The organism is Pseudoblastomonas marina (genome assembly GCF_034374265.1).
Taxonomy (GTDB): Bacteria; Pseudomonadota; Alphaproteobacteria; order Sphingomonadales; family Sphingomonadaceae; genus Alteriqipengyuania_A; species Alteriqipengyuania_A marina.
The window spans coordinates 976,935-999,921 of record NZ_CP139718.1 but is presented as its reverse complement, the minus strand read 5'-3'; the positions used below and the strand labels follow the sequence as shown (position 1 = coordinate 999,921).

Annotated in this window: 18 protein-coding genes and 1 tRNA gene; 13 read left to right on the top strand and 6 right to left on the bottom strand. The window is 65.9% G+C overall.

Features of this window, described 5'->3' with window-relative positions:
* The first annotated feature begins 2 nt into the window (after positions 1 to 2).
* Both T8S45_RS04825 and folE read left to right on the top strand, forming a co-directional pair.
* Positions 3 to 1,526: a phospholipase D-like domain-containing protein gene (locus tag T8S45_RS04825; protein WP_322294871.1), complete on the top strand. Its 1,524-nt coding sequence runs from the start codon at positions 3 to 5 to the stop codon at positions 1,524 to 1,526.
* 5 nt (positions 1,527 to 1,531) lie between these two features.
* Positions 1,532 to 2,143, top strand: a complete 612-nt coding sequence (gene folE, locus T8S45_RS04820) for a GTP cyclohydrolase I FolE (RefSeq protein ID WP_188641886.1) — start codon at positions 1,532 to 1,534, stop codon at positions 2,141 to 2,143.
* Here folE and T8S45_RS04815 read toward each other — a convergent pair.
* Both T8S45_RS04815 and T8S45_RS04810 read right to left on the bottom strand, forming a co-directional pair.
* Positions 2,140 to 2,496 carry a DUF3147 family protein gene (locus T8S45_RS04815; RefSeq protein ID WP_322294870.1) on the bottom strand — a complete coding sequence of 119 codons (357 nt, stop codon included), beginning with the start codon at positions 2,494 to 2,496 and terminating at the stop codon, positions 2,140 to 2,142. The two genes, folE and T8S45_RS04815, sit on opposite strands and share 4 nt — an antisense overlap.
* Before the next feature lie 11 nt (positions 2,497 to 2,507).
* Positions 2,508 to 2,993: a peroxiredoxin gene (locus T8S45_RS04810; RefSeq protein WP_188641884.1), complete on the bottom strand. Its 486-nt coding sequence runs from the start codon at positions 2,991 to 2,993 to the stop codon at positions 2,508 to 2,510.
* A gap of 170 nt (positions 2,994 to 3,163) precedes the next feature.
* Here T8S45_RS04810 and T8S45_RS04805 point away from each other — a divergent pair, with 170 nt between their 5' ends.
* From T8S45_RS04805 to trxA, 9 genes are all read left to right on the top strand, one after another.
* Positions 3,164 to 3,619 carry an S-adenosyl-L-homocysteine hydrolase gene (locus T8S45_RS04805; protein ID WP_322294869.1) on the top strand — a complete coding sequence of 152 codons (456 nt, stop codon included), beginning with the start codon at positions 3,164 to 3,166 and terminating at the stop codon, positions 3,617 to 3,619.
* A 155-nt stretch (positions 3,620 to 3,774) separates the two neighbouring features.
* Entirely contained in the window at positions 3,775 to 5,184 is a 1,410-nt protein-coding gene (gene ahcY, locus T8S45_RS04800; protein ID WP_188641882.1) for an adenosylhomocysteinase, read from the top strand.
* A 102-nt stretch (positions 5,185 to 5,286) separates the two neighbouring features.
* Entirely contained in the window at positions 5,287 to 7,617 is a 2,331-nt protein-coding gene (locus T8S45_RS04795) for a PAS domain-containing sensor histidine kinase (protein ID WP_322294868.1), read from the top strand.
* A 1-nt stretch (position 7,618) separates the two neighbouring features.
* Positions 7,619 to 8,056, top strand: a complete 438-nt coding sequence (gene tsaE, locus T8S45_RS04790) for a tRNA (adenosine(37)-N6)-threonylcarbamoyltransferase complex ATPase subunit type 1 TsaE (RefSeq protein ID WP_322294867.1) — start codon at positions 7,619 to 7,621, stop codon at positions 8,054 to 8,056.
* Positions 8,053 to 9,045 carry an aminoglycoside phosphotransferase family protein gene (locus T8S45_RS04785; protein ID WP_322294866.1) on the top strand — a complete coding sequence of 331 codons (993 nt, stop codon included), beginning with the start codon at positions 8,053 to 8,055 and terminating at the stop codon, positions 9,043 to 9,045. The genes tsaE and T8S45_RS04785 overlap by 4 nt, the downstream gene beginning before the upstream one ends.
* A complete protein-coding gene (locus tag T8S45_RS04780) occupies positions 9,042 to 9,758 on the top strand; it encodes a nucleotidyltransferase family protein (protein WP_322294865.1) in 717 nt (238 codons plus the stop codon). The genes T8S45_RS04785 and T8S45_RS04780 overlap by 4 nt, the downstream gene beginning before the upstream one ends.
* A gap of 7 nt (positions 9,759 to 9,765) precedes the next feature.
* Positions 9,766 to 12,738, top strand: a complete 2,973-nt coding sequence (locus T8S45_RS04775; protein WP_322294864.1) for a PD-(D/E)XK nuclease family protein — start codon at positions 9,766 to 9,768, stop codon at positions 12,736 to 12,738.
* A complete protein-coding gene (addA, locus tag T8S45_RS04770) occupies positions 12,708 to 16,223 on the top strand; it encodes a double-strand break repair helicase AddA (RefSeq protein ID WP_407654927.1) in 3,516 nt (1,171 codons plus the stop codon). Before T8S45_RS04775 ends, addA begins: the two co-directional genes overlap by 31 nt.
* A 68-nt stretch (positions 16,224 to 16,291) precedes the next feature.
* The gene (gene trxA / locus T8S45_RS04765; RefSeq protein ID WP_188641875.1) at positions 16,292 to 16,612 is read left to right on the top strand and encodes a thioredoxin; all 321 of its coding nucleotides are present in this window, start codon (positions 16,292 to 16,294) and stop codon (positions 16,610 to 16,612) included.
* Positions 16,613 to 16,632: 20 nt separating this feature from the next.
* Here the strand turns inward: trxA and T8S45_RS04760 are convergent, their stop codons facing one another.
* Positions 16,633 to 17,403 (bottom strand): inositol monophosphatase family protein, encoded by a 771-nt coding sequence (locus tag T8S45_RS04760; protein WP_322295191.1) that lies wholly within the window; start codon positions 17,401 to 17,403, stop codon positions 16,633 to 16,635.
* Positions 17,404 to 17,435: 32 nt separating this feature from the next.
* Positions 17,436 to 18,662: a bifunctional glutamate N-acetyltransferase/amino-acid acetyltransferase ArgJ gene (argJ, locus tag T8S45_RS04755; protein ID WP_322294862.1), complete on the bottom strand. Its 1,227-nt coding sequence runs from the start codon at positions 18,660 to 18,662 to the stop codon at positions 17,436 to 17,438.
* Positions 18,663 to 18,758: 96 nt separating this feature from the next.
* Here argJ and T8S45_RS04750 point away from each other — a divergent pair, with 96 nt between their 5' ends.
* Both T8S45_RS04750 and secA read left to right on the top strand, forming a co-directional pair.
* Positions 18,759 to 19,031, top strand: a complete 273-nt coding sequence (locus tag T8S45_RS04750) for a hypothetical protein (protein WP_188641874.1) — start codon at positions 18,759 to 18,761, stop codon at positions 19,029 to 19,031.
* Positions 19,032 to 19,123: 92 nt separating this feature from the next.
* Complete coding sequence (secA, locus tag T8S45_RS04745; protein ID WP_188643115.1) at positions 19,124 to 21,853, top strand: preprotein translocase subunit SecA; 2,730 nt, start codon at positions 19,124 to 19,126, stop codon at positions 21,851 to 21,853.
* A 162-nt stretch (positions 21,854 to 22,015) separates the two neighbouring features.
* On the opposite strand, the gene T8S45_RS04740 is transcribed toward secA, so the two are convergent.
* Positions 22,016 to 22,090, bottom strand: a tRNA-Asn gene (locus T8S45_RS04740).
* Between the two features lie 100 nt (positions 22,091 to 22,190).
* A complete protein-coding gene (locus T8S45_RS04735) occupies positions 22,191 to 22,973 on the bottom strand; it encodes an NAD kinase (protein WP_322294861.1) in 783 nt (260 codons plus the stop codon).
* Between the last annotated feature and the right edge of the window lie 14 nt (positions 22,974 to 22,987).

The window sequence follows — 22,987 nt, the reverse complement described above, 5'->3', positions numbered from 1 at the left end:
CGATGACCGGGGAGGGCACGAAACCCGTTGGCGATGAGGCTTTCGACCGGTCGGTCGAGCCCGGGGTCTGGCGCTATGCCAAGGCCTCGCGCGCGACCATGATCGTCGATGCGGAGGATTATTTCGCGCGGATGCAGCAGGCGATGCTGAAGGCGCAGAAGCGAATCCTGTTGGTGGGATGGGATTTCGACACGAGGATCCACCTCGCCGCCGGTCGCCGTTGGTACGAGCGCTTCAAGGATGCGGGCTTCCCCCGGCGCCTCGGCAGTTTCCTGCTGTGGCTCGCGCGCCATCGCGACGGGCTCGAATTGCTGATCCTCAAATGGAGTGTCGGGTGGGTCCAGTTTCTCGCGCGACCCGGCATGCTGTGGGACGTGATGCGAATGTGGCCCAAGCGCGCGATCGACTTCAAGTTCGATACCCGCCACCCGATCGGGTGCTCGCATCATCAGAAGATCGCGATCCTCGACGATCGCGTCGCCGTGTGCGGCGGGATCGACATGACCAGTGAGCGCTGGGACACGCGCGACCATCGCGAGGACGACGAAGATCGCACCACGCCGCGCGGGACCTCCTACTGCCCGTGGCACGATGCGACGATGATGCTCGAGGGCGATATCGCCAGGTGCCTCGGAGAGCTCGGCCGCCAGCGGTGGCGGAACGCGGGCGGCGATGAGCTCGAACCGGTCGAGAGCGAAGAATCGCCCTGGCCCGACGATCTCGACGCGCAGTTCGAGGACGTCGAGATCGGCATCGCGCGGACGCGTGCCGAATACGAGGAATTGAGCCAGATCTGCGAGATCGAGACGCTCATGCTCCGCCAGATCGCGGGGGCGAAGAAGTTGATCTATTTCGAGAACCAGTACCTGACTTCGCGCAAGATCACCGATGCGATCGCCGAGCGCCTGAAGGAGGACGATCCGCCCGAAATCGTCATCGTCCACCCGACCACCGCCGAAGGCTGGCTTGAAGCGCAGGCGATGGACCACGCGCGTGATTGCCTCGTCCATTCGCTGCGAGAGATCGATGACAAGGACCGGTTCGGGATCTACGTCCCCTATACCGGCGAAACGCCGATCTACGTCCACGCCAAGATTGCGATTTTCGACGACGAGATCCTGCGGATCGGTTCGGCCAACCTCAACAATCGCTCGATGGGCCTCGACAGCGAGACCGACCTTTTCATCGACAAGACCCGTCCTGCCAATGCGCATCTCGGCGATGAAATTCGCGACGTGCGGGTCTCGCTGCTGGCCGAGCATACCGGTATGACCGAAGCCGCGGCGCTCGAGCAACTCGCGCGCACCGGATCGATGAAGGCCTTCATCGCCGATTACGGCACGCGTGCGTCGCGCCAGCTGCGGTCCTACGAGCCGCCCGAAAAGGGCGAGATCGAGGAGACGCTGGCCGGTTCAGAACTGCTCGATCCCGAACGGCCGGACGACATGTTCGAACCGTTTGCCAAAGGCGGGCTTTTCCGCGATGCGTCCCCGCTCGCGCGTGCATGGTTCAAGATCAGAGGATAATTCGCATGAGCAGTATCGTCGGCCCCGATGAGGACGACCCCCGCGGCAAGCCGCCGGTGCCGGATCACGTGCAGGACGCCATCCGTACGCTGATCGAATGGACCGGCGACGATCCGACCCGCGAGGGCCTGCTCGATACGCCCGCGCGCGTCGCTCGCGCGTGGAAGGAATACTGCATCGGCTATACCGAGGACCCGGCCGTCCACCTGAGCCGGGTGTTCGAGGAAGTCGGCGGTTACAACGAGATCGTCCTACTGAAGGACATTCCGTTCCAGTCGCATTGCGAGCACCACATGGCACCGATCATCGGCAAGGCGGCGATTGCCTACCTGCCCAATGATCGGGTCGTCGGCATTTCCAAGCTTGCCCGCGTGCTCCACGGCTTCGCGCGGCGCCTGCAGGTGCAGGAAAGGCTTACGGCGGAAGTTGCGGACTGCATCTGGGAGAACCTCCAGCCGCAGGGGGTGGCGGTGGTGATCGACGCGCAGCACAGCTGCATGACCGCGCGCGGCGTTCGCACCCCGGGCGTGGGCATGGTCACCAGCCGGATGATGGGCACCTTCCTCGACGATCCGCGCAGCCGCGAGGAAGTGCTGCGATTGATGGGGTACGGCTAGACCGGCCAACCCAACGCGCCGCCGATACGCCCGATCGACCAGTAGCCGGCGAAGCCGACCGCAATTCCGGCCAGCAGCGTCGGGATGAAGGCTACCCCGTTGCGCAACATCAGCGCAATCGCGAGGAAGGCGGGCAGCGAACCGATTACGTATAGCGTACTGGCAATCGCGAGGTCGGCGACCTGTCCCTTGTCGCCGGTATCGCGCCACAGCCAGACGAGCGCGAGCGTGCTGACCAGCGGCAGCGAGGCGATCAGCCCGCCGACGCCCGGGTTGCGACGTGAGATTTCGGAGGCCAGCGCGATCAGGACACCCGATACGAGCGCCTTGGTCGCCAGATAGCCCCAATCCATTCCGGTAGGGATCAGCCTTGGAGTTGGCCGAGCATGTGATCGGCGCTCGACACGCTGAAATCGCCCGGCTCTTCGACGTTGAGTTCCTTTACCACGCCGTCCTCGACGATCATCGAATAGCGCTGGCCCCGCTTGCCCATGCCGAAGGCCGAACTGTCCTGACTGAGCCCGGTTGCCTGCGCGAAATCGCCATTGCCGTCCGCCAGCATCGTCACCGCCGACGCGTCGCCGGCCTGCTGCCATGCGCCCATGACGAACGCATCGTTTACTGCGGTACAGGCAATTTCGTCGATGCCCTTGGCCTTCAGTTCCTCGGCTTTCTCGACATAACCTGGCAGGTGACGCGCCGAGCAGGTCGGGGTGAAGGCCCCGGGGACCGAGAACAGCGCGACGGTCTTGCCGGCGAAGTAGTCGCCGCTCTGGACCGGTTGCGGGCCATCGGGGGTCGCCTTGACCAGCTGGATGTCGGGAAGCTTGTCGCCAACGGAAATCGTCATATCGTCATGTCCTGAAATTGAGGTGCGAACCCGGGAACGTATGGAGGCGATATAGGGTCCTGACACGGGCCCGCCATGGTTAATTTCGCTTTACCGCCCTTGGGATGGTTTTCGAAAGTTTGAACGTCGACTCTCCGTTCAGCAGTTTGGGGCTGCTTGGAGGGAATGACATGAAATATATCAAAGGGCTGGGCTTGGGCCTGGCGGCAGCGGGACTGCTGTCGGCAATGCCTGCAACGGCGCAGGATGCGTCGCACGAACGGGTGCGCGAACTCGGCATCATGCTGATGGTCACGTCGCTGCGCTGTCGCACGACGGTGGACGATTTCCAGCAGGACTACCGCGATTTCAGCGCGCGCCATATCGACCGGCTGAACGCCGCGAGCCGCTCGATGCAACGCGAGCTCGAGAGCCGCCACGGCAAGCGCGGAGCCAAGCGCCAGCTCGATCGGCTGAGCGTGCAGATGGCCAATACCTACGGCCAGGGGCACCCGTTCCTCGATTGCGCGCAATTGAAGCGTCTCGCGTCCGATCTGGCGCAGGGAGACAACGCGGCTCTCATCGCCGCCTCGCGGGACCTCCTGGCCGACGGCCGAGGCGGGTCCGCCACCTACGCTAGGCGCTAGGCGATACTTCGGTCGGGGCTCATATAAAGACATCTTTATATTTGCTTCGCGCCGGGGGAGAGGCTAAGGGCGGCGCCGGTCCCTGCGCCGCCCTTGGTTTGTCTGCATTCGACGGCCTGGAACGGCGCGTATCACGCAAGTTTCAGGAGAATACCGTGGCTGCTGCCAAGGATTACGTCATCAAGGATATCGGGCTGGCCGGATACGGCCACCAGGAAATCCGCATCGCCGAAACCGAAATGCCCGGCCTCATGGCCATCCGCGAGGAATATGGCGACGCGCAGCCATTGAAGGGCGCGCGCATCACCGGATCGCTTCACATGACGATCCAGACCGCGGTGCTGATCGAGACTCTGCGCGCGTTGGGCGCGGAAGTTCGCTGGGCGACCTGCAACATCTATTCGACGCAGGATCACGCCGCCGCAGCGATGGCCGACCAGGACATCCCGGTCTTCGCCGTGAAGGGCGAGACGCTGGCCGAATATTGGGATTACGTCGGCAAGATCTTCGACTGGTCGACCGAGGACGATGCCGACCAGACGGCGAACATCATCCTCGACGATGGCGGCGATGCGACGATGTTCGCGCTGTGGGGCGCGCGCATCGAGGCGGGCGAGGAAATGCCTGCGCCGCAGAACGCCGAAGAAATCGAGATGCAGCGCGCTCTCAAGGAATTCCTCAAGAAGAAGCCGGGCTATCTCACCCAGTCGGTAAAGAACATTAAGGGCGTCTCCGAAGAGACCACCACCGGCGTCCACCGCCTCTATTCGCTGGCGAAGAAGGGCAAGCTCCCGTTCCCGGCGATCAACGTCAACGATAGCGTGACCAAGTCGAAGTTCGACAACCTCTACGGTTGCCGCGAATCGCTGGTCGACGCGATCCGTCGCGCGACCGACGTCATGCTCTCGGGCAAGGTCGCGCTGGTCGCCGGCTTCGGCGATGTCGGCAAGGGCTCGGCGCAGTCGCTCCGCAATGGCGGCGCGCGCGTGCTCGTCACCGAAATCGATCCGATCTGCGCGCTGCAGGCGGCGATGGACGGGTTCGAGGTCGTGACCATGGAAGAAGGCGTCAAGCGCGCCGATATCTTCGTGACGACCACGGGCAATGAAGACGTCATCACCGCCGAGCACATGAAGGCGATGAAGCCGATGAGCATCGTCTGCAACATCGGCCACTTCGACAGCGAGATCCAGATCGGCGCGCTCGACAACTACGAGTGGACCGAGCTGAAGCCCGGCACCGACCTGGTCAAGTTTCCCGACGGCAAGGAAATCATCGTTCTGGCCAAGGGCCGCCTCGTGAACCTCGCCTGCGCCACCGGTCACCCCAGTTTCGTGATGAGCTGCTCGTTCACCAATCAGGTGCTGGCGCAGATCGAGCTGTGGAAGAACGACGATCAGTACGAGAACGACGTCTACGTGCTGCCCAAGCATCTCGACGAGAAGGTCGCCGCGCTCCACCTCGACAAGCTCGGCGTGCAGTTGACCAAGCTGAGCCAGAAGCAGGCCGACTATATCGGCGTGCCGGTCGACGGGCCGTTCAAGCCCGAACACTACCGCTACTAAGCGACGGGATTCGACAAGAACGGGGCGTTCCGGCGACGGAGCGCCCCGTTTCTTTGTTCATCGAAGTTGCGTCCGCGCGCGAGCCGTCATAGCTCACGGGGAATGGAATTTTCGCCTACCACACTGGCGCTGATCGGGGTCGTGCTCGGCGGGTGGACGCTGGCCGCGCTCGCGGCGATCTACCTGGCGAGCCGGGCGACCGGCCAGGCGCGCGACATGCGCACCGGATTGAAGCGCATGCAGCGGATGCTCGACGAATCGCCGGCGCTTCCGCTGCTGGTCCGTTCGGATGGCAGGATCGAGGCTTCGGCCCGGCTCGCCGGCTGGTTCGGGCTCGACCGGATGCCGACCTATCTCAGCGAGCTGGCCGAGGGAGAAAGCGGCCTCACGCACCAGCAGGTCGAAACGCTGCAGAAGAACGTCCGTCGCACGCAGAAGACGGCTGCCCCGTTCCGCATGATGATCACTCCGCGCGGCTCGTCGCGCAGTCTTTCGCTGCGCGGCCACCTGGCCGATCCGCAGGTCTCGCCCGGCGGCGCCGCGCTGGTCTGGGTGTTCGATTTCTCCGACAGCGAGAGCGAGCTGGCGCGCCTGCGGGCCGAGGCCAAGCGCGCGCAGGGCGATTTCGCTGCGCTCGTCGGCCTGCTCGAAGCGGCACCCATGCCGATGTGGTTCCGCACCGAGCAGGGCAAGATCCGGCTGGTCAACAGTGCTTACGTTGCCGCCGTCGGCGCGCGCGATGCCGAAGAGGTGGTGGCCGAGCAAATCGAGCTTATCGAACCGGTCAACGGGCTGGGTGCGGCCCAGGTCGCGCGCGAGGCGGGCCAGCAGCGCCAGCCGATCGAGCGGATGGTGACCTCGACGATCAACGGCCAGCGCCGCGCGCTGCGCGTATCCGACCTCCCGCTGGGCGAGGAAGGGATTGCGGGCTACGCGATCGATGTCGAGGACATGGAAGAGCTCGCGCGTAGCTTCAAGGCGTTCCGGACGGCGCAGCGCAACATGCTCGACAAGCTATCCGCCGGCGTCGCCCAGTTCGATTCGAACCGCCAGCTGATCTTCGCCAACCGGCCGTTCCAGCGCAGTTTCGGCATCAGTTTCGAGCAGATGCGCGAGCGGCCAAGCTTCAATCGCTGGCTCGATATCGCCCGCGACCAGAACCGGGTTCCGCAGGTGCGAGATTTTCCCGCCTGGCGGACCGAGCGCGAGGAATGGTTCACCTCGAACGAGACCAACGAGGAAAGCTGGACGCTGCCCAACGGCACCCATCTGCGAATCTTCGCCCAGCCTGATCCCGATGGCGGCTTGCTGCTGCTGGCCGAAGACCGGACCGAGCAGCTCAAGCTATCGGCGTCGCAGGACACGCTGCTCCGCACCCGGACCGCGACCTTCGACAGCCTGTTCGAATCGATCGCGGTGTTCCGGCCCGACGGTCGCCTCCAGCTCTGGAACCGCCGCTTCATGGCGGATTGGGATCTCGAAGAAGAGTTCCTCGACCAGCATCCGCGGATCGACGACCTGCTGACCCATATCCAGAAGAGCCTGCGCGAGGGCGAGGAAGCCGGGCAGATCGGCGACGTCGTACGCGCCGCAACGCTCGACCGCTCGCAGGGTGTCGGGCGAGTGAGCCTGTCCGATGGCCGCATTCTCGAATTCGCCGGGGTCCCGTTGCCCGACGGGAACGGGCTGCTGACCGTGCTCGATATCACCGATGCGCAGAAGGCCGAGGAGGCGCTTCGCGCGCGCAATGCCGCGCTGGTCGAGGCCGACGCGATGAAAACGCGCTTCCTTGCGAATATGAGCTACGAATTCCGGACCCCGCTGACCTCGATGCGCGGCTTTGCCGAGCTGCTCGAGACCGGGCTCGGTGGCGAGCTGACCGAAGACGGCATGGCCTATCTGCGGGCGATCCTCGATTCGGTCGAGCAGGTCGAGAACGTGCTCGACCTGTCGCAGAGCGAGGCGGGCATGCTCCCGCTGGTCAAGGAATCGATCGTACTCGAGCCGTTCCTCCAGGCGATCATCGATTCGCGGCGCGAGAAGATCGACGCCAGGGGGATCAGGCTCGAACTGCGGACCGGCGAAGAAGAAACCCGCATCCGGGGCGACGAGCGCCGCCTTGCGCGGGCGATCGGGCATATCCTCGACAATGCGATCAACGCGCTGCCCGATGGCGGGCGGATTCTCGTCAAGCTGCTCGCCCGCGGGGACGGTGTGCGGATCGTGATCTCGGATGACGGGATGGGTATGGACGCACTCCAGATCGCCCGCGCGCTCGACGGGCTGATGGTCAGCGCCGACGGAAAGACGGTCGAGAGGCGCGTCAATTACGGCCTTCCCCTCGCGAAGCGGATCGTAGAGGCGCATGGCGGCCGGCTCGAGGTCATGTCCGAAGAAGGGCAGGGCACCGCGGCGCTGATCGATATTGCCTGAAATGCGCCGCGAACTGCCCGATCTCGCAGCAGTCGCCGTTTTGGGACGCGACATCGCAGCCCGGTTGCGGGCCGGGGACGCCGTCGCGCTGTCGGGCGATCTCGGAGCGGGCAAGACGACGCTCGCGCGGGCGGTGATCGAAGCGGCAGGCCATCGCGGCGAGGTACCGTCGCCTAGCTTCACCATCATCGAGGCATACGACACGCTCGATCCGCCGATCGTCCACGCCGATTTCTATCGGCTCGAAGACCCCGCCGAGCTCGAGGAGATCGGTCTCGACGAGTATCGCGAGGACGCTGCATTGCTGGCCGAATGGCCCGATCGGGCGGGTGGCTTCGATCACGAGGCGGGCTGTCTTTCGATCCGTCTCGAAAAGGATGAGGGTACCCGTTTCGCCATTGTCGAAGGCGGCGCGGGCTGGCAGGGACGCATGCCATGAACGACCTGCCAGACGGCGCCGACACTTTCCTTGCCGATGCCGGATGGGGCAGCGCGCGCGCCGAAGCGCTGACCGGCGATGCCTCGTTTCGCCGATACTGGCGGCTGACCCGTGGCGATGACAGTGCGCTGCTGATGCACGCGCCGCCGCCCAACGAGGATATCCGTCCTTTCGTCCGTGCCGATCGCTGGTTGCGCGAACAGGGCCTGCGCGCGCCCGAAATCCATGCCGAGGACGACGCCAGCGGCTTCGTCTTGCTCGAGGATTTCGGGGCCGCGCGGATGCGCGACTACCTCGACGAATGGCCGCAGGATGAAGCCGATACCTATCGCGGCGCGATCGACGCGCTGGTCGAGCTGCACAAGAAGCCCGCCGGACCGTTTCCCGATTACTCCTGGGCGGAATATGCCCGCGAAGTACGCTTGTTCACCGAATGGTACTGCCCGGCGCAGGGGCTGGAAGTCGATGCCGACGGCTATATCGACGCTTGGCAGGAGGCGTTGCTGCCGGTGCTGCGCAACCAGCGTGCCGAAGATGGCGGGGCCGTGACCGTGCTGCGCGATTACCATGCCGAGAACATCATGCTGCTCGGGGCACTGACGAGGCAGGGCCTGCTCGATTTCCAGGACGCTCTGGTCGGGCACAAGGCCTACGACGTCGTCTCGCTGCTGCAGGATGCGCGCCGCGACGTCGCGCCCGAACTCGAGCGCGAGATGCTCGACTACTACCTTGCCAAGGCCGAACCGGGCGCCGAGTTTGAAGCCGACTATGCACGGCTCGGTGCGCAGCGGAATGCCAAGATCGTCGGCATCTTCACCCGCCTGTGGAAACGCGACGGGAAGGCCCGCTATCTCGACCTGATCCCGCGGGTGTGGGACTTGCTCGAGCGGGACCTGGGGCATCCATCGCTGGCCCCGGTGGCCCGCTGGTTCGACGCCAATATCCCGCGCGAATTGCGCGAAAACGGCGGCGGGAGTTTCGAGGCATGAGCGAACTCGCGAGCGATTGCGCGATGGTGATGGCGGCAGGATTCGGCAAGCGCATGCGACCGCTGACCGCCACCCAGCCGAAGCCGCTGGTGAAAGTGGCGGGACGCCACCTGATCGATCACACGCTCGACGAGCTCGCCGATGCCGGGATCGCCAGGGCGGTGGTCAACGTCCACTACCTTGCCGACGCGCTCGAAGCGCATGTGAGGACGCGGAAGATTCCCGCGGTCGAGATCTCGGACGAACGGGAAGAGCTGCTCGAGACCGGCGGCGGGATGATCCGCGCGCAGGACCGGCTTCCCGATCCGTTCTTCTGCCTCAACAGCGACAATATCTGGCTCGACGGCCCTCGCGACGTGTTCACCGAGCTGAGCCGGGGCTGGGATCCCGACGAGATGGATGCGCTGCTGTTGATGGTGCGACACCACAATGCGCGCAATTACCGCGGCGAGGGCGATTTCTACCTCGACCCACTGGGCCGCATCACGCGGCGCGAGCCGGGGCGGGTCGCGCCCTATATCTTCACCGGGATCCAGCTCGTCTCGCACCGCCTGCTGCGCGATGCGCCCGCGGGCAAGTTCTCGACCAATCTGCTGTGGGAACGCGCGATCGCGGAAGGCCGTTTGCACGGGCTCGTCCACACCGGCGAGTGGTTCGAGGTCGGCACGCCCGAGGCGATCGCGCCCACCGAAGCCGCGCTCGCGGAACGCTGAGGCGCGGGTGGGGAGCGGACGCCCGCAAGTCTACTCGATCGCCGCGCATCGCGGTTTCGCCGATGCGCTCGCCGCCGGATTGATCCCGCGCTATCGCGACGACCGCTTCGGCCTCGCCAAGCTGACCTTGCTCCTGCCCAGTCGCCGCGCAGCTCGGACGGTGACCGAGGCCTTCGTGCGCGCTTCCGACGGCGGGCTGCTATTGCCGCGCATGGCGGTGGTCGGCGACCTCGATCTCGACGAGACGCTCGGCCCGCTGCTCGATCCGATCGGCGAGGATAGCGCCGCGATCCCGCCCGCGGTCGATCCGACGCGCCGCTGGCTCGAACTGGCGCGGCTGCTCAAGGATCATGACCCGTATTACGCCAAGGACGACCGGTTGCTCGCCGCATCGCGGCTGCGGCAGGCGCGCGAAATCGCAGGCACGATGGATCGCCTGCTGGTCGAGGGAATCGCGCCCGGAGAGCTGTTCGAGGAGCGCGTGCTCTCCCTTTTTCCCGAGCTCGCCAACCACTGGCAGGATTCGACCCGTCTGTTCGCGACGATCCAGGCGCACTGGCTCGCCCTGCTCGACGAGCGCGGCGAGGTCGATGCGCCCACCCGGCGCAATCGCCTGTTCGAGCATGCCGCCAGGCGCTGGAGGGAAAACCCGCCAACCGAGGCCATTGTTGCTGCGGGGGTCACCAGCGCCTCGCCCTCGCTGGCGAAGCTGCTGCGGACGGTCAGCGAGCTCGAAAACGGCGCGGTGATCCTGCCCGATCTCGACTTCTCGCTCGATGACGAAGTGTGGGCCGATCTCGGGCTCGCCGGCCAGTCCGAAGAGGCGGGCGGACCGCCGATCGGGCGCGCCGATGCGCTGACCCATCCGCAATATCACCTGAAATTGCTGCTCAACCGGATGGGCGTGAACCGCGCCGAGGTCCAGCCGTGGCACCGCGCGGGGATCGCGGCCGCGCGCCCCGATCGCAGCACCGCGATCTCGAACCTGTTCCTTCCGCCGGGGCCCTCGGCGCGCTGGGCCGGGCTCGATATCGAACAGCGCCGGCTTGCCGGTGTGACGCTGATGGAGAGCGCCAATCCCGAGGAAGAGGCGCAGGCAATTGCGATCCGGATTCGCGAGGCGCTCGAAACGCCGGAGAAACGCGTCGCGCTGGTAACCCCCGATCGCGGATTGGCGTCGCGCGTGGTCGCGCACCTGCGCCGCTGGCATATCGAGGCCGACGACACCGCGGGTACACCGCTGCCGCAGACTGCGCCCGGGCGTCTGTTCCTGCTCGCGGCCGAGCTGATGGGCGGCGAGGGCGGGCCGATCGCGCTTTCCGCGCTGTTGCAGCACCCGCTGGTCATGCGCGAAGGTGATCGCGCCCGCTGGCTCGAGAATGCGCGCCGGTTCGATCGAGAATTGCGCGGGCCGCGCCCGGCACCGGGTCTCGCACCCCTGCGCGCGGTGGCGGAGAAGAATAGGCTCGGCGATTGGTGGGGCGAGGTCGAGGCCCTGCTCGCCCCGTTGTTCGAACCGCGCGAGGAGATCGCGCTCGATGCGGCGCTCGACCTGCTTGCCGAAACCAGCGAAGCACTCGGCTCGGTCGGGTTGTGGGGCGGGGCGGAAGGCCGCGCGCTGTCCGCCTTCCTCGAGGAATTGCGCGAGCAGGCTCGTGCCGTCCCGACCGCGCTCGAGCCCCGCGAACTCCCGTCGATCCTGCGCGAGGCGATGGAGCGCGTCGCGGTGCGCCCGCCCTGGGGCGGCCATCCGCGCGTCTCCATCTACGGGCTGCTCGAAAGCCGGATGAGCCGTGCGGAGCTCGTTATCTGCGGCGCGATGCACGAAGGCTCCTGGCCCGCCGCACCGGCGCCCGATGCGCTGCTACCACCTGCGATCATGCGCGCGCTCGGCGTGCCCGATGGCGAGTTCCGGATCGGGCTTTCCGCACACGACCTTTCCGCCGCGCTCGGGGCGCCCGAGGTGATTCTTAGCCACGCCCGCCGCGACGCGAGCGGGCCGGTGATCCCCTCGCGCTTCGTGCTGCGGGTCGAGGCGCTGATGGGCGAAACGCTGGCCGACAAGCACCGCGATCACGACGCCGTGACGCTGGCGCGGGCGATCGACGATGCCGAACGCGGAGACGCGGCCGCGCGACCTGCGCCAAGGCCGTCGGCCGAGCAGCGGCAGGTCAAGGTTCGCGTGACCGCGCTCGACCGGCTGCTGGGCGATCCCTACCAGTTCTATGCTTCCGAAATCCTGCGCCTCAAGGCGCTCGATCCGCTCGACGCCGAACCTTCCGCCGCGTGGAAGGGCACCGCGGTGCACGACATCCTCGAACGCTGGCACAAGGGCGAGGGCGAGCTCCACGTTCTTGCAGCCGACGAACTCGCGAGGATGTCGGGCCACCCGCTGGTGCGGCACCTGTGGTGGCCTCGGCTCCAACAGGCTCTCGACTGGGTGGTGAAGCATACCGAGGAGTTCGCCGAGGAGGGGCGCGTGCCGATCGCATGGGAGGTCGATGGCGAGATCCCGATCGCCGGTGCGGTGCTCAAGGGGCGCGCCGACCGGATCGATCGTCTCGAAGACGGCAGTCTCGCGATCCTCGATTACAAGACCGGTAGCCCGCCCTCGAAGGCGCAGGTCGAGCACGGCTTCGCGCTCCAGCTCGGGCTGATCGGGCTGATGGCGCGCGAGGGCGCGTTCAAGGGCGTGCGCGGAACGCCCGAAAAGTTCGAATATTGGTCACTCGCCCGCGCACGTGACGGAAATTTCGGCTATGTCGAAACCCCGCATCCGGGGCCTCGCGGGAAACGCGGGATTCCGCGCGATGAATTCCTCGATCGGACCGAAGACTTCCTGCGCAAAGGTATCGCGAAATTCATCACCGGCGACGCGCCCTTCACCGCGCGCGAGAACCCCGATTACGAGGGGTATAACGATTACGACCAGCTGATGCGGCTCGAGGAATGGATCGCCGCGCCGGAGGACGGGGCGTGAGCGCGAAGATATTCAGGCTGGCCGATGCGCAGGCCGAAGCTGTCGATCCGCGCGACACCGTGTGGCTCGGCGCATCGGCGGGCACGGGGAAGACGCAGGTCCTCTCCGCGCGCGTGCTGCGATTGTTGCTCGAACCCGATGTGTCGCCGTCCGAAATCCTGTGCCTGACCTTCACCAAGGCGGGCGCTGCCGAAATGGCCGAGCGCGTCAACGGCGTGCTCGCACGCTGGGTCCGGCTCGAAGAGACGAAATTGGCGAAGGAGCTGGCCGATATCGGCGCCGATGTCGGACGGGAAACGATCGCCCGCGCGCGTACGCGCTTCGCCGCGGTGCTCGACTGCCCCGGCGGGGGCCTGCGGATCGATACGATCCACGCCTTCTCGACCTGGCTGCTGTCGGCGTTCCCGCACGAGGCCGGGCTGCAACCGGGCCTTCGCGCGATGGAGGAACGCGAGGCGGACCTGCTCGCGCGCGAAGTGCTCGCCGACATGCTGCTCGATGCCGAGAAACGGAACGATAGCAAGGTGCTCGACGCGCTCGCCGCGCTGTCGCTGAGGTTCGGGCCGGACGGGGCGGAATGGTTCCTGCGGCGCTGCGCCAAGGCGCACGAAGCCTGGCACGGAACGCGGGGGTTCGTCCCGCCGCTGCGCCCCCGGCTGCTCGCGTTGCTCGGGCTACCGTCCGACGCGTCGCGTGAAACGCTGGCGGAACTCTGCGCCGACGACAGCTTTCCCGTCGGGCAACTGCGCCATTGCGAGGCGATCCTACGAGCGTGGAACACCAAGACCGGCCTCGCGGGGGCTGACGCCATCGCCGCGTGGCTCGGGGCAGAGCCGGCCATTCGGCTCGAAACACTCGAATCTTTCCGCGGTACGGTACTGACCAAGGAGGGAAAACCGGCACGCCTCGCCAACATTCTCAAGGTCGATGACACCTATGGCCCGGCAATCGACGACATGGTCGAGGCGCTCGAACGGGTCGAAGGCGCGTTGCGGCTCCTTGAACTTGCCGACTGGCTCGCTCCGGCGCTCGAGCTCGGCCGCGAATATGCGCTGGCATGGGAAGAAGCGAAACTGCGCGAAGGACTGATCGATTTCGACGACCAGATCCGCCTCGCCGCGAAATTGCTCACCCGCGCAGACGTCGCCGACTGGATCCGCTTCAAGCTCGACCGCCGGTTCGACCACATCCTCGTCGACGAGGCGCAGGACACCAATGCCGCACAATGGAAGATCATCCTCGAGGGGCTGGCGCAGGAATTCTGGACCGGCGAGGGCTTGCACGGGCTCGAAACCCGCACGCTGTTCGTCGTCGGAGACTACAAGCAGGCGATCTTCGGCTTCCAGGGTACCAGCCCGGAGAATTTCCGCAGGGCGCGGGATCTCGTCCGCGAACGCATGGCGCGCTATCGCGATGCGTGGCAGCAGGCCAATGCCCGCGCGAACGAGAGCGCTGGGCCGCGCGGACTTCAGGAACTCGGGCTCGGACGCTCCTTCCGCACCGCCAGGCCGATTCTCGATTTCGTCGATCGCGCGATCGCCGCGATCGGGCCCGAGCAGATCGGGCTGCGGCCGCAGGATGTCGAGCCGCACGAGGGCGAGGAGCGCCCCGGCACGATCGGCCTGTGGCGCCCGGTCGGTTTCGACGAGGGCGAAGAGGCAAGCGAGGGTCCCGATGCCGAAGGCGGCGACTGGATCCAGCCGACCGACCGCCGGCTCGCCACGCGGATCGCGCAGCAGGTCAAGGACATGCTCGACAAGGGCTTCCCACTACACAAGGGCGGATCGCGCAATGCCGGGCCGGGCGACGTCATGGTGCTGGTGCGCCGGCGCAAGGACCTCGCCGGGCTGATCGTCGCGCGGCTGCACCAGGAGGGCGTGCCGGTCGCGGGCGTCGACCGCCTGCGGCTTGGTGATCCGCTCGCGGTGCAGGACCTGCTCGCGGCGCTGCGCTTCGCCGCGCAGCCATTGGACGACCTAAACCTCGCCGCGCTGCTGGTCTCGCCGCTGGTGGGCTGGTCGCAGGAGCAATTGCTCCAACACGGCTATCGCGAGCGCAACATCCGGCTGTGGGAGCATTTGCGCGCCTCCTCGCATTCCGAAGTGCTCGCACTGCGCGACCACATGCGCGGCCTGCTCGAACGCGCCGATTTCGAACCGCCCCAACGCCTCCTCCACTGGCTTCTCACCGGTCCGTGGCAGGCACGGCGGCGTCTCGTCGCGCGATTGGGACGCGAGGCCAACGACCCGATCGACGAATTGCTCAATGCCGCGCACGCCTATGCGGTGTCGCAGGTGCCGAGCCTCACCGGGTTCCTCCACTGGCTCGACGCGGGCGAGGGGGAATTGAAGCGCGAGGCGGGCAAGGCGGGCGAGCAGGTCCGCGTGATGACCGTGCACGGTTCGAAGGGGCTCCAGGCGCCGATCGTGATCCTCGCCGACGCCGCCGACAATCCGAAAAACTCGCGCGGGAATGCACTGGCGCTGGCCGAGACCGGGCCGGGTCGGGAGGATGCGCCCGAGCTGCCCATGCCCGCGATTCCCGCCGACCAGCGGGCCGGGCCTCTCGCCGAGGCAAAAGCCGAGGCCGATGCCGAGATGCTGCGCGAGCACTGGCGGCTGCTCTATGTCGGCATGACCCGCGCCGAGGAAGCGCTGTTCGTCACCGGCTCGCTCGGCGCGCGCGAAAAGGCGCCGCACGGGGACAGTTGGTACGCACGGCTCGAACCGCTGTTCGACCCCGATGGGTGGGTCGAGGGGCGACGAGGAATTCCGGTCAACGTGATCGGCGGACCCGGAGAGCCGCATGCCGCCACGCATGCCTCGGCCAGCGAATCAATCGCCCTACCCGACTGGCTCGCGCGCCCGGTCGGACCCGAGCCGCGACCGCCGCGGCCGCTCGCGCCATCCTCGCTCGGCGAGGAAGAGGCCCCGGACCCGCCGCTCCCGCCCGGCGAGGCCGGACCGGCCGCGCGTCGGGGGACGCTGATCCACCGCCTGCTCGAACGCCTGCCCGATGTCGACCCGGCCGAACGCGAGCACCGGGCGCTGACCTGGCTCGCGACCCAGGCGTCCGATATCGATCTCGAAATACACCAAGAAATCGTCGCCAGTAGCTTGAAAGTCCTAGACGATCCGAATTGGTCTGAGCTTTTCGGTCCGCACGCGCTGGCGGAGGTTCCGATCGCGGCGACCGTGGGCGAAGCGGTGATCGCGGGGACTATCGACCGGCTGTTGATCGAGGACGATCGCGTTCTCGTGGTCGATTTCAAGACGACGAGGCGACCGCCGGAAAACCTCGCCGAAATGCCGCCCGCAACCCTGCGCCAGATGGCCGCCTACGCCGCCAGCCTGCGCGCGATCTATCCGGGGCGGAGCGTGGCGGCGGCGGTCCTCTACACCCACGCGCCGCGCCTGCTCGCGCTCCCGCCCGAGTTGCTCGAATCCGAAGGACCGCGGGCGCGGTCGGATCGTAGCGAGGGGTGACCGCCGCGCGCGTGGTTGCGTAACATCGTCCACGCCCTAGATAGCGTGACAACTGATAAGGAGCTCCCATGTCCACCACCGCCGTCACCGATGCCGATTTCCAGTCCAAGGTCCTCGAGAGCGACAAGCCCGTGCTGGTCGATTTCTGGGCCGAATGGTGCGGCCCCTGCAAGATGATCGCCCCCGCGCTCGAGGAAATTTCCGAAGAGCTGGCCGACAAGGTGACGATCGCCAAGATGGACATCATGGAAAGCACCGAGGTGCCGCAGAAATTCGGCGTCCAGTCGATCCCGCTGATGGTACTGTTCAAGAATGGCGAACCGGTCGCGCAGAAGCTCGGCGCGGCGCCCAAGTCGCAGCTCCAGAGCTGGCTCGAAAGCGAACTCTGATTGTTTCCGGCTGAGCGGGCTCAGCCCATCGCGGCGACCCGCTCCGCCAGTTCATTCCACAATTCGTGCGAAGCCGCGCCGATCAGACCGGCGCGCTGCCAGTCGTCGGGGCGATATTCGCTCCCGTCGAGCCGCGCGACCTTTCCGCCTGCCTCTTCGAGCCACAACGCGCCCGCAGCGTGATCCCACGGCAGCGTCCGGTTGAACAGCGACACGTCGTTCTCGCCCAGTGCGAGCCGCGGATACTGTTCGGCGGCGCAGCGCGGGATGTCGACCAGCCGGTAATGCGGCGCGATATGCTCGCGCACTGCCTTGCGCTCGGCCGCATCGAGGAAGATCGTCGAAATCGCGGCGACCGGCGGGGATTGCTCGCTGGTCCTCGCCGTTACGCGGTCTCCATCGACAAAGGCGCCTTTGCCTCGGCCTGCGTGGCAGAACCGGTCCGATTGGCAATCGTAGATCCAGCCGGCGATGGTCTCCCCGCCATCGGCCAGCGCGACCAGCACGCCAAAGGGCGGCTTCCCGGCCGCGAAATTGTTGGTCCCGTCGAGCGGATCGACGATCCAGCACAGCCCTAGGCCGAGCCGGTCCATGATCGCCGGATCGTCCTCGGCGGCTTCCTCACCGACCACGTTTGCCTCGGGCAGGATCTTTGCCAGACCTTCGGTGAGAATCGCCTCGCTCTCATGGTCGGCGACGGTCACGACATCGTCGGTGGCCTTGTTTTCAATCTCGCCCGCGGACAGCGACCGGTAGCGCGGCATGATCGCGCGCCGCGAGGCATCTTCCATCACCGCGCGAACCTGCTCGGTCAGGCGATCGCTCACGAACGATAATCCGCGTTGATCGAGATATAGCCGTGGGTGAGATCGCAGGTGTAGACCCGCGCGCGGCCGGAACCGATGCCCAGGTCGGCCTCGACGACGATCTCCTCACCCTTGAGATGCTGGGCGACCGGCGCTTCGTCGAAATCTTCGACCGCACGGCCCTCGCGCGCGACTTCGACCCCGCCGAAGCGGATCGAGAGACGGTCGCGGTCGGCCGGTTCGCCCGCCTTGCCGACCGCCATCACCACGCGACCCCAATTGGCGTCCTGCCCCGCGATTGCGGTCTTCACCAGTGGCGAATTGGCGATGCTCATCGCAACGCGATGCGCGCTGTCGTCCGATTGCGCGCCCGAGACCCGGATCTCGATGAACTTGGTCGCGCCTTCGCCGTCGCGCACCACGAGCTTGGCCAATTGGTCGCAGAGATCGGCGAGCGCACTGGCGAAGGCGTCGGCACCTGGGCTGTCGTGGTCGACGAGCGGGGCATTGCCCGCCGTGCCGGTGCCGAAGGCGAGCACGGTGTCGCTGGTCGACGTGTCGCTATCGACGGTGATACTACCGAAGCTCGGCCCGTTGGCTTCGGACAGCAATTCCCGGAGCAGTGCAGGCTCGATCGCCGCATCGGTCACGACATAGCCAAGCATCGTCGCCATGTCGGGCGCGATCATGCCACTGCCCTTGATCACGCCGATCAGCCTCACCTCCGTGTCGCCGATGAAGGCGCTGGCGTGCGCGCCCTTTTCGAAGGTGTCGGTGGTGCCGATCGCGCGCGCGAGCTCCAACCAGTCACATGGCTCGGCGGCGAGGGCAGCATCGACGCCGGCGCGCGCCTTGTCCTTGGGTAGTGGCACGCCGATCACGCCGGTCGAGGAAACGAAGACTTCGTGCGCTTCGCAGCCGAGTCCCTCGGCCACTTGCGCCTGGATCTGTTCGACCGCCTCGCGCCCCGCTGCGCCGGTGAAGGCGTTCGAGTTCCCGGCATTGACCACGAGCGCACGCGCCCGACCGCCTCCGATTTGCACGCGACCGGCTTCGACTTCGGGCGAGGCGCAGGCGCTTTTCGTGAACAGGCCGGCGACCGCGGTGCCCTCGGCGAACTCGACCAGCGTCAGGTCGCAGCGATCCCATTCCTTGTAGCGCGCCCGCGCCACGCGCGGCGTCGCCCCGTCGATCGGCGGCAGGTCGGGAAAGGGGCGGGCGAGCGGTGAGCGATCGAGGTCCATGTCAGGCACGCGAATATGACCTCGCCCTCCCGCCCGCAAGCAATTGTCCCTTGGCGGTTTACGTCCGTGAACAAAGCCACTACATCTCATTGCACGATGCTACGCCGTCTTCTTACCTGCCTTGCGCTCCTGACCGGCCTTGCCGCCGTTGCCGCGCCTGCGCAGGCAGAGAATGTCCGCTCGCTGGTTTCGCAGGTCGAGGCCGCCACCGGCGACCCGGCCGAGTGCAAGTCCGACGAACGGACCTGCGAATGCCGCGAAAAGGCGAGGGATGGCAGGAAGGCCGAAGACAAGGCGTGTCCGCGCGAAAAGCGGCGCACGATCTACATTCCGCCGATCTATATCAGCGCCGACCTCGCGCTCGAATAGCGCACCCCGGAACATTTCCGATCCAGCTGCTGCGCGCCCGGGCCTCTTGCCGCGGGCGCATCCCCTTACATTGATACGAAAGTTTGACGCCCATGTTCGGCAATCTCGCCAAGACTCTCTTCGGCTCGTCCAACGACCGTTACGTCGCCTCGATCCAGAAGATCGTCGCCACCATCAACGCCTATGAAGACCAGATCGTCGCACTGACCGACGAGGAATTGCAGGGCCAGACCGAGAAGTTCCGCCGCCAGCTCGAAGAGGGCAAGACGCTGGACGACATCATGCCCGAAGCCTTCGCCACCGTGCGCGAAGCCTCGAAGCGCGTGCTCGGCATGCGCCATTTCGATGTACAGATGGTCGGCGGCGTGGTGCTCCATCGCGGCGAAATCGCCGAAATGCGCACCGGCGAGGGCAAGACGCTGGTCGCCACGCTGGCGTGTTACCTCAATGCGCTCGAGGGCAAGGGTGTGCACGTTGTCACCGTCAACGACTACCTCGCCCGCCGCGACGCCGAATGGATGGGCCAGGTCTATCGCTGGCTCGGCCTGAGCGTCGGCGTGATCGTGCCCAACCTGCCCGAACCCGCCCGGCGCGAGGCTTACGCGGCGGATATCACCTACGCGACGAACAACGAGCTCGGCTTCGATTACCTGCGCGACAACATGAAGCATGAGCGCAGCCAGATGGTCCAGCGCCCCTTCAACTTCGCGATCATCGACGAAGTCGACTCGATCCTGATCGACGAGGCACGCACCCCGCTGATCATCTCGGGCCCGACCGAGGACAAGTCCGATCTCTACATCGCGGTCGATGCGGTGGTGAAGCGGATCGAAGAGGACCTCTACGAAGCCGACGAGAAGACCAAGAATGTCCAGCTGACCGAAGACGGCATCGAATGGGCCGAGCGCGAGCTCGAGAAGGAAGGCCTGCTCGAAGGCGACAACCTCTACGATATCGAGAACACGCAGGTGGTCCACCACCTCGACCAGGCGTTGAAGGCCAACGTCATGTTCAAGCGCGACACCGATTACATCGTGAAGGACGACAAGGTCGTCATCATCGACGAATTCACCGGTCGCATGATGGATGGCCGCCGCTGGTCGAACGGCCTCCACCAGGCGGTCGAGGCCAAGGAAGGGGTGAAGATCGAGCCCGAGAACCAGACGCTCGCCTCGATCACCTTCCAGAACTATTTCCGCATGTATCCCAAGCTTTCGGGCATGACCGGCACCGCCGCGACCGAAGCGGCCGAATTCTGGGACATCTACAAGATGAACGTGGTCGAGATCCCGACCAACGTCCCGGTCCAGCGGATCGACGAGGAAGACGAGTTCTACAAGAACACGCTCGACAAGTTCAAAGCGATCGCAAAGGCGATCGCAGAGAAGAGCGCGCAGGGCCAGCCGGTGCTTGTCGGCACCGTATCGATCGAAAAATCAGAGCTGCTGTCCAAATTCCTCGACGAGGAAGGCGTGAAGCACGCAGTGCTCAACGCCCGCTTCCATGAAAGCGAGGCGCATATCGTCGCGCAGGCGGGACGCATCGGTGCGGTCACCATCGCCACCAACATGGCCGGCCGCGGCACCGACATCCAGCTCGGCGGCAATGTCGATTTCCGCATCGACGATGAGCTCGGCGAAATGGAAGAAGGCCCCGAACGCGACGCCGCGATCGAGCGGATCAAGGCCGAAGTCGAGGAAGAGAAACAACGCGTCAAGGAAGCCGGGGGCCTGTTCGTGCTCGGCACCGAACGCCACGAATCACGCCGCATCGACAACCAGCTGCGCGGCCGCTCGGGGCGCCAAGGCGACCCCGGCCTGTCGCGCTTCTACCTCTGCCTCGAAGACGATCTGCTGCGCATCTTCGGACCGGACACGCTGTTCGCCAAGATGATGAATTCGAACCTCGCCGACGGCGAGGCAATCGGCTCGAAATGGCTCTCCAAGGCGATCGAGACCGCGCAGAAGAAGGTCGAGGCGCGCAATTACGAGGCGCGCAAGCAGGTCGTCCAGTTCGACGACGTGATGAACGACCAGCGCAAGGTCATCTACGAACAGCGCGCCGAAATCATGGATTCCGAAACCGTCGACGACGTCATGCTCGATATGCGGAACGACACGATCAACGCGATGGTGACCGATCACTGCCCGCCGGGTTCCTACCCCGAACAATGGGACCTCGAAGGGCTCAAGGAGCGGATCGACGAGGTCCTCAACATTCCCGCCCCGATCGAGAGCTGGATCGAAGAGGATGGTATCGACCAGTCTGATATCGAGGAGCGTCTCGCCAAGGCGGTAGACGAGAAGATGGAAAAGAAGATCGCGGCCACCGATGCCTCGATCTGGCGCTCCGTCGAGAAATCGGTCCTCCTCCAGCGGCTCGATCACCACTGGAAGGAACACCTGGCGACGCTCGATGCGCTCCGCACGGTCGTTTTCCTGCGCGCACATGCGCAGAAACAGCCGATCAACGAGTACAAGCGCGAGGCGTTCGGCCTGTTCGAGAACATGCTCGACGATCTGCGCGAAGACGTGACGAAAATCCTCGCCACCAACGATATCCGCGTGCCGCCGCCGGCGACCGAGGACCTGCCCGACCTGCCCGATTTCCTGACCGGTCATATCGACCCGCTGACGGGCCGCAACGATGCCGCGGGCGAAACCGCCGGTGCGGCCGCGATGATGGCCCAGCTCGGCGCGCAGCCGCAGGGTGCCGAGGGCGAGGGGGACGATCCCTATGCCGGCATGAACCTCAACCGCAACGCGCCGTGCCCGTGCGGATCGGGTGCGAAATACAAGCATTGCCACGGCAAGGCGGGCTGAGTTGAGCCCGCCCATCCGGGCGGGCTTCCCCGGCGCCATTCTCTCCGCTTCGCTCCGAGGCACCTGCGGTCGGGCGGATGCCCGCCGCCCCGCGTTTGAGAGCGCCAAAACGAAAAAAGGCCTCGCGTCAGCGAGGCCTTTTTCATTTCCGCGAGAGGGGGATGGCTCCCCGAGTTGGATTCGAACCAACGACCAAGTGATTAACAGTCACCTACTCTACCGCTGAGCTATCGGGGAATACCCGCCCTCGTGCGGAAGCGCGCCTATATGCGGCGCGATTCCCGATTGCAAGACCGCTTTTGGCCAAACCGCCACGGAAATTTCCGCCGCCGCCAATTCAGGTGACGAATTGCTCGGCGACGATCCGTTCCTCGAGCGTCTGGCCCTTGTCGAACAGCAGGGTGAGCGTACGCGAAGTGTCGATCGAGACGGTGACCTCGTCGATATCGCGCAGTTCCTTCTGGTCAGCGACAGCAGCGACCGGGCGCTTGTCGGGATCGATTACGCGGAAGCCGATCTCGTAGTGATCGGGCAGGATTGCCCCGCGCCAGCGACGCGGGCGAAACGGGCTGATCGGGGTCAGCGCGAGCAGGTTCGAGGTCAGCGGCAGGATCGGCCCGTTGGCCGAGAAATTGTAGGCGGTCGACCCGGCCGGGGTCGCGACGAGCACGCCGTCGGCCGACAGCTCGGTGATCCGCTTGCGGCCGTTGACGTGCACTTCGAGCTTGGCGGTCTGGCGGGTCTCGCGCAGCAACGAGACCTCGTTGATCGCGTGGTATTCGCGCGTTTCGCCCGATTGGGTATGCGCGCGCATGCAGAGCGGCTTGACCGCGACCGGCTGCGCACGGGCGACGCGTTCGATCAGCGGGCGGGTGCGCTTGATGCGGTTCATCAGGAATCCGACCGTGCCGAGATTGAGCCCGAAGGCGGGGATTACGCGCCGTTCGTCGAGCATGGCATGCAATTGCTGGAGCATGAAACCGTCGCCGCCAAGCACGACCGCGGCGTCGGCATTCTCGAGCGACACGAAATCGCCTTCCTCGCGCAACAGGTCGGCGGTTTGCTGTGCCGCCTCGGTTTCGGCTGCCAGCAGCGCCAGTTTCCCGATTTCGACCGTCATCCAGCTCTCCCTTG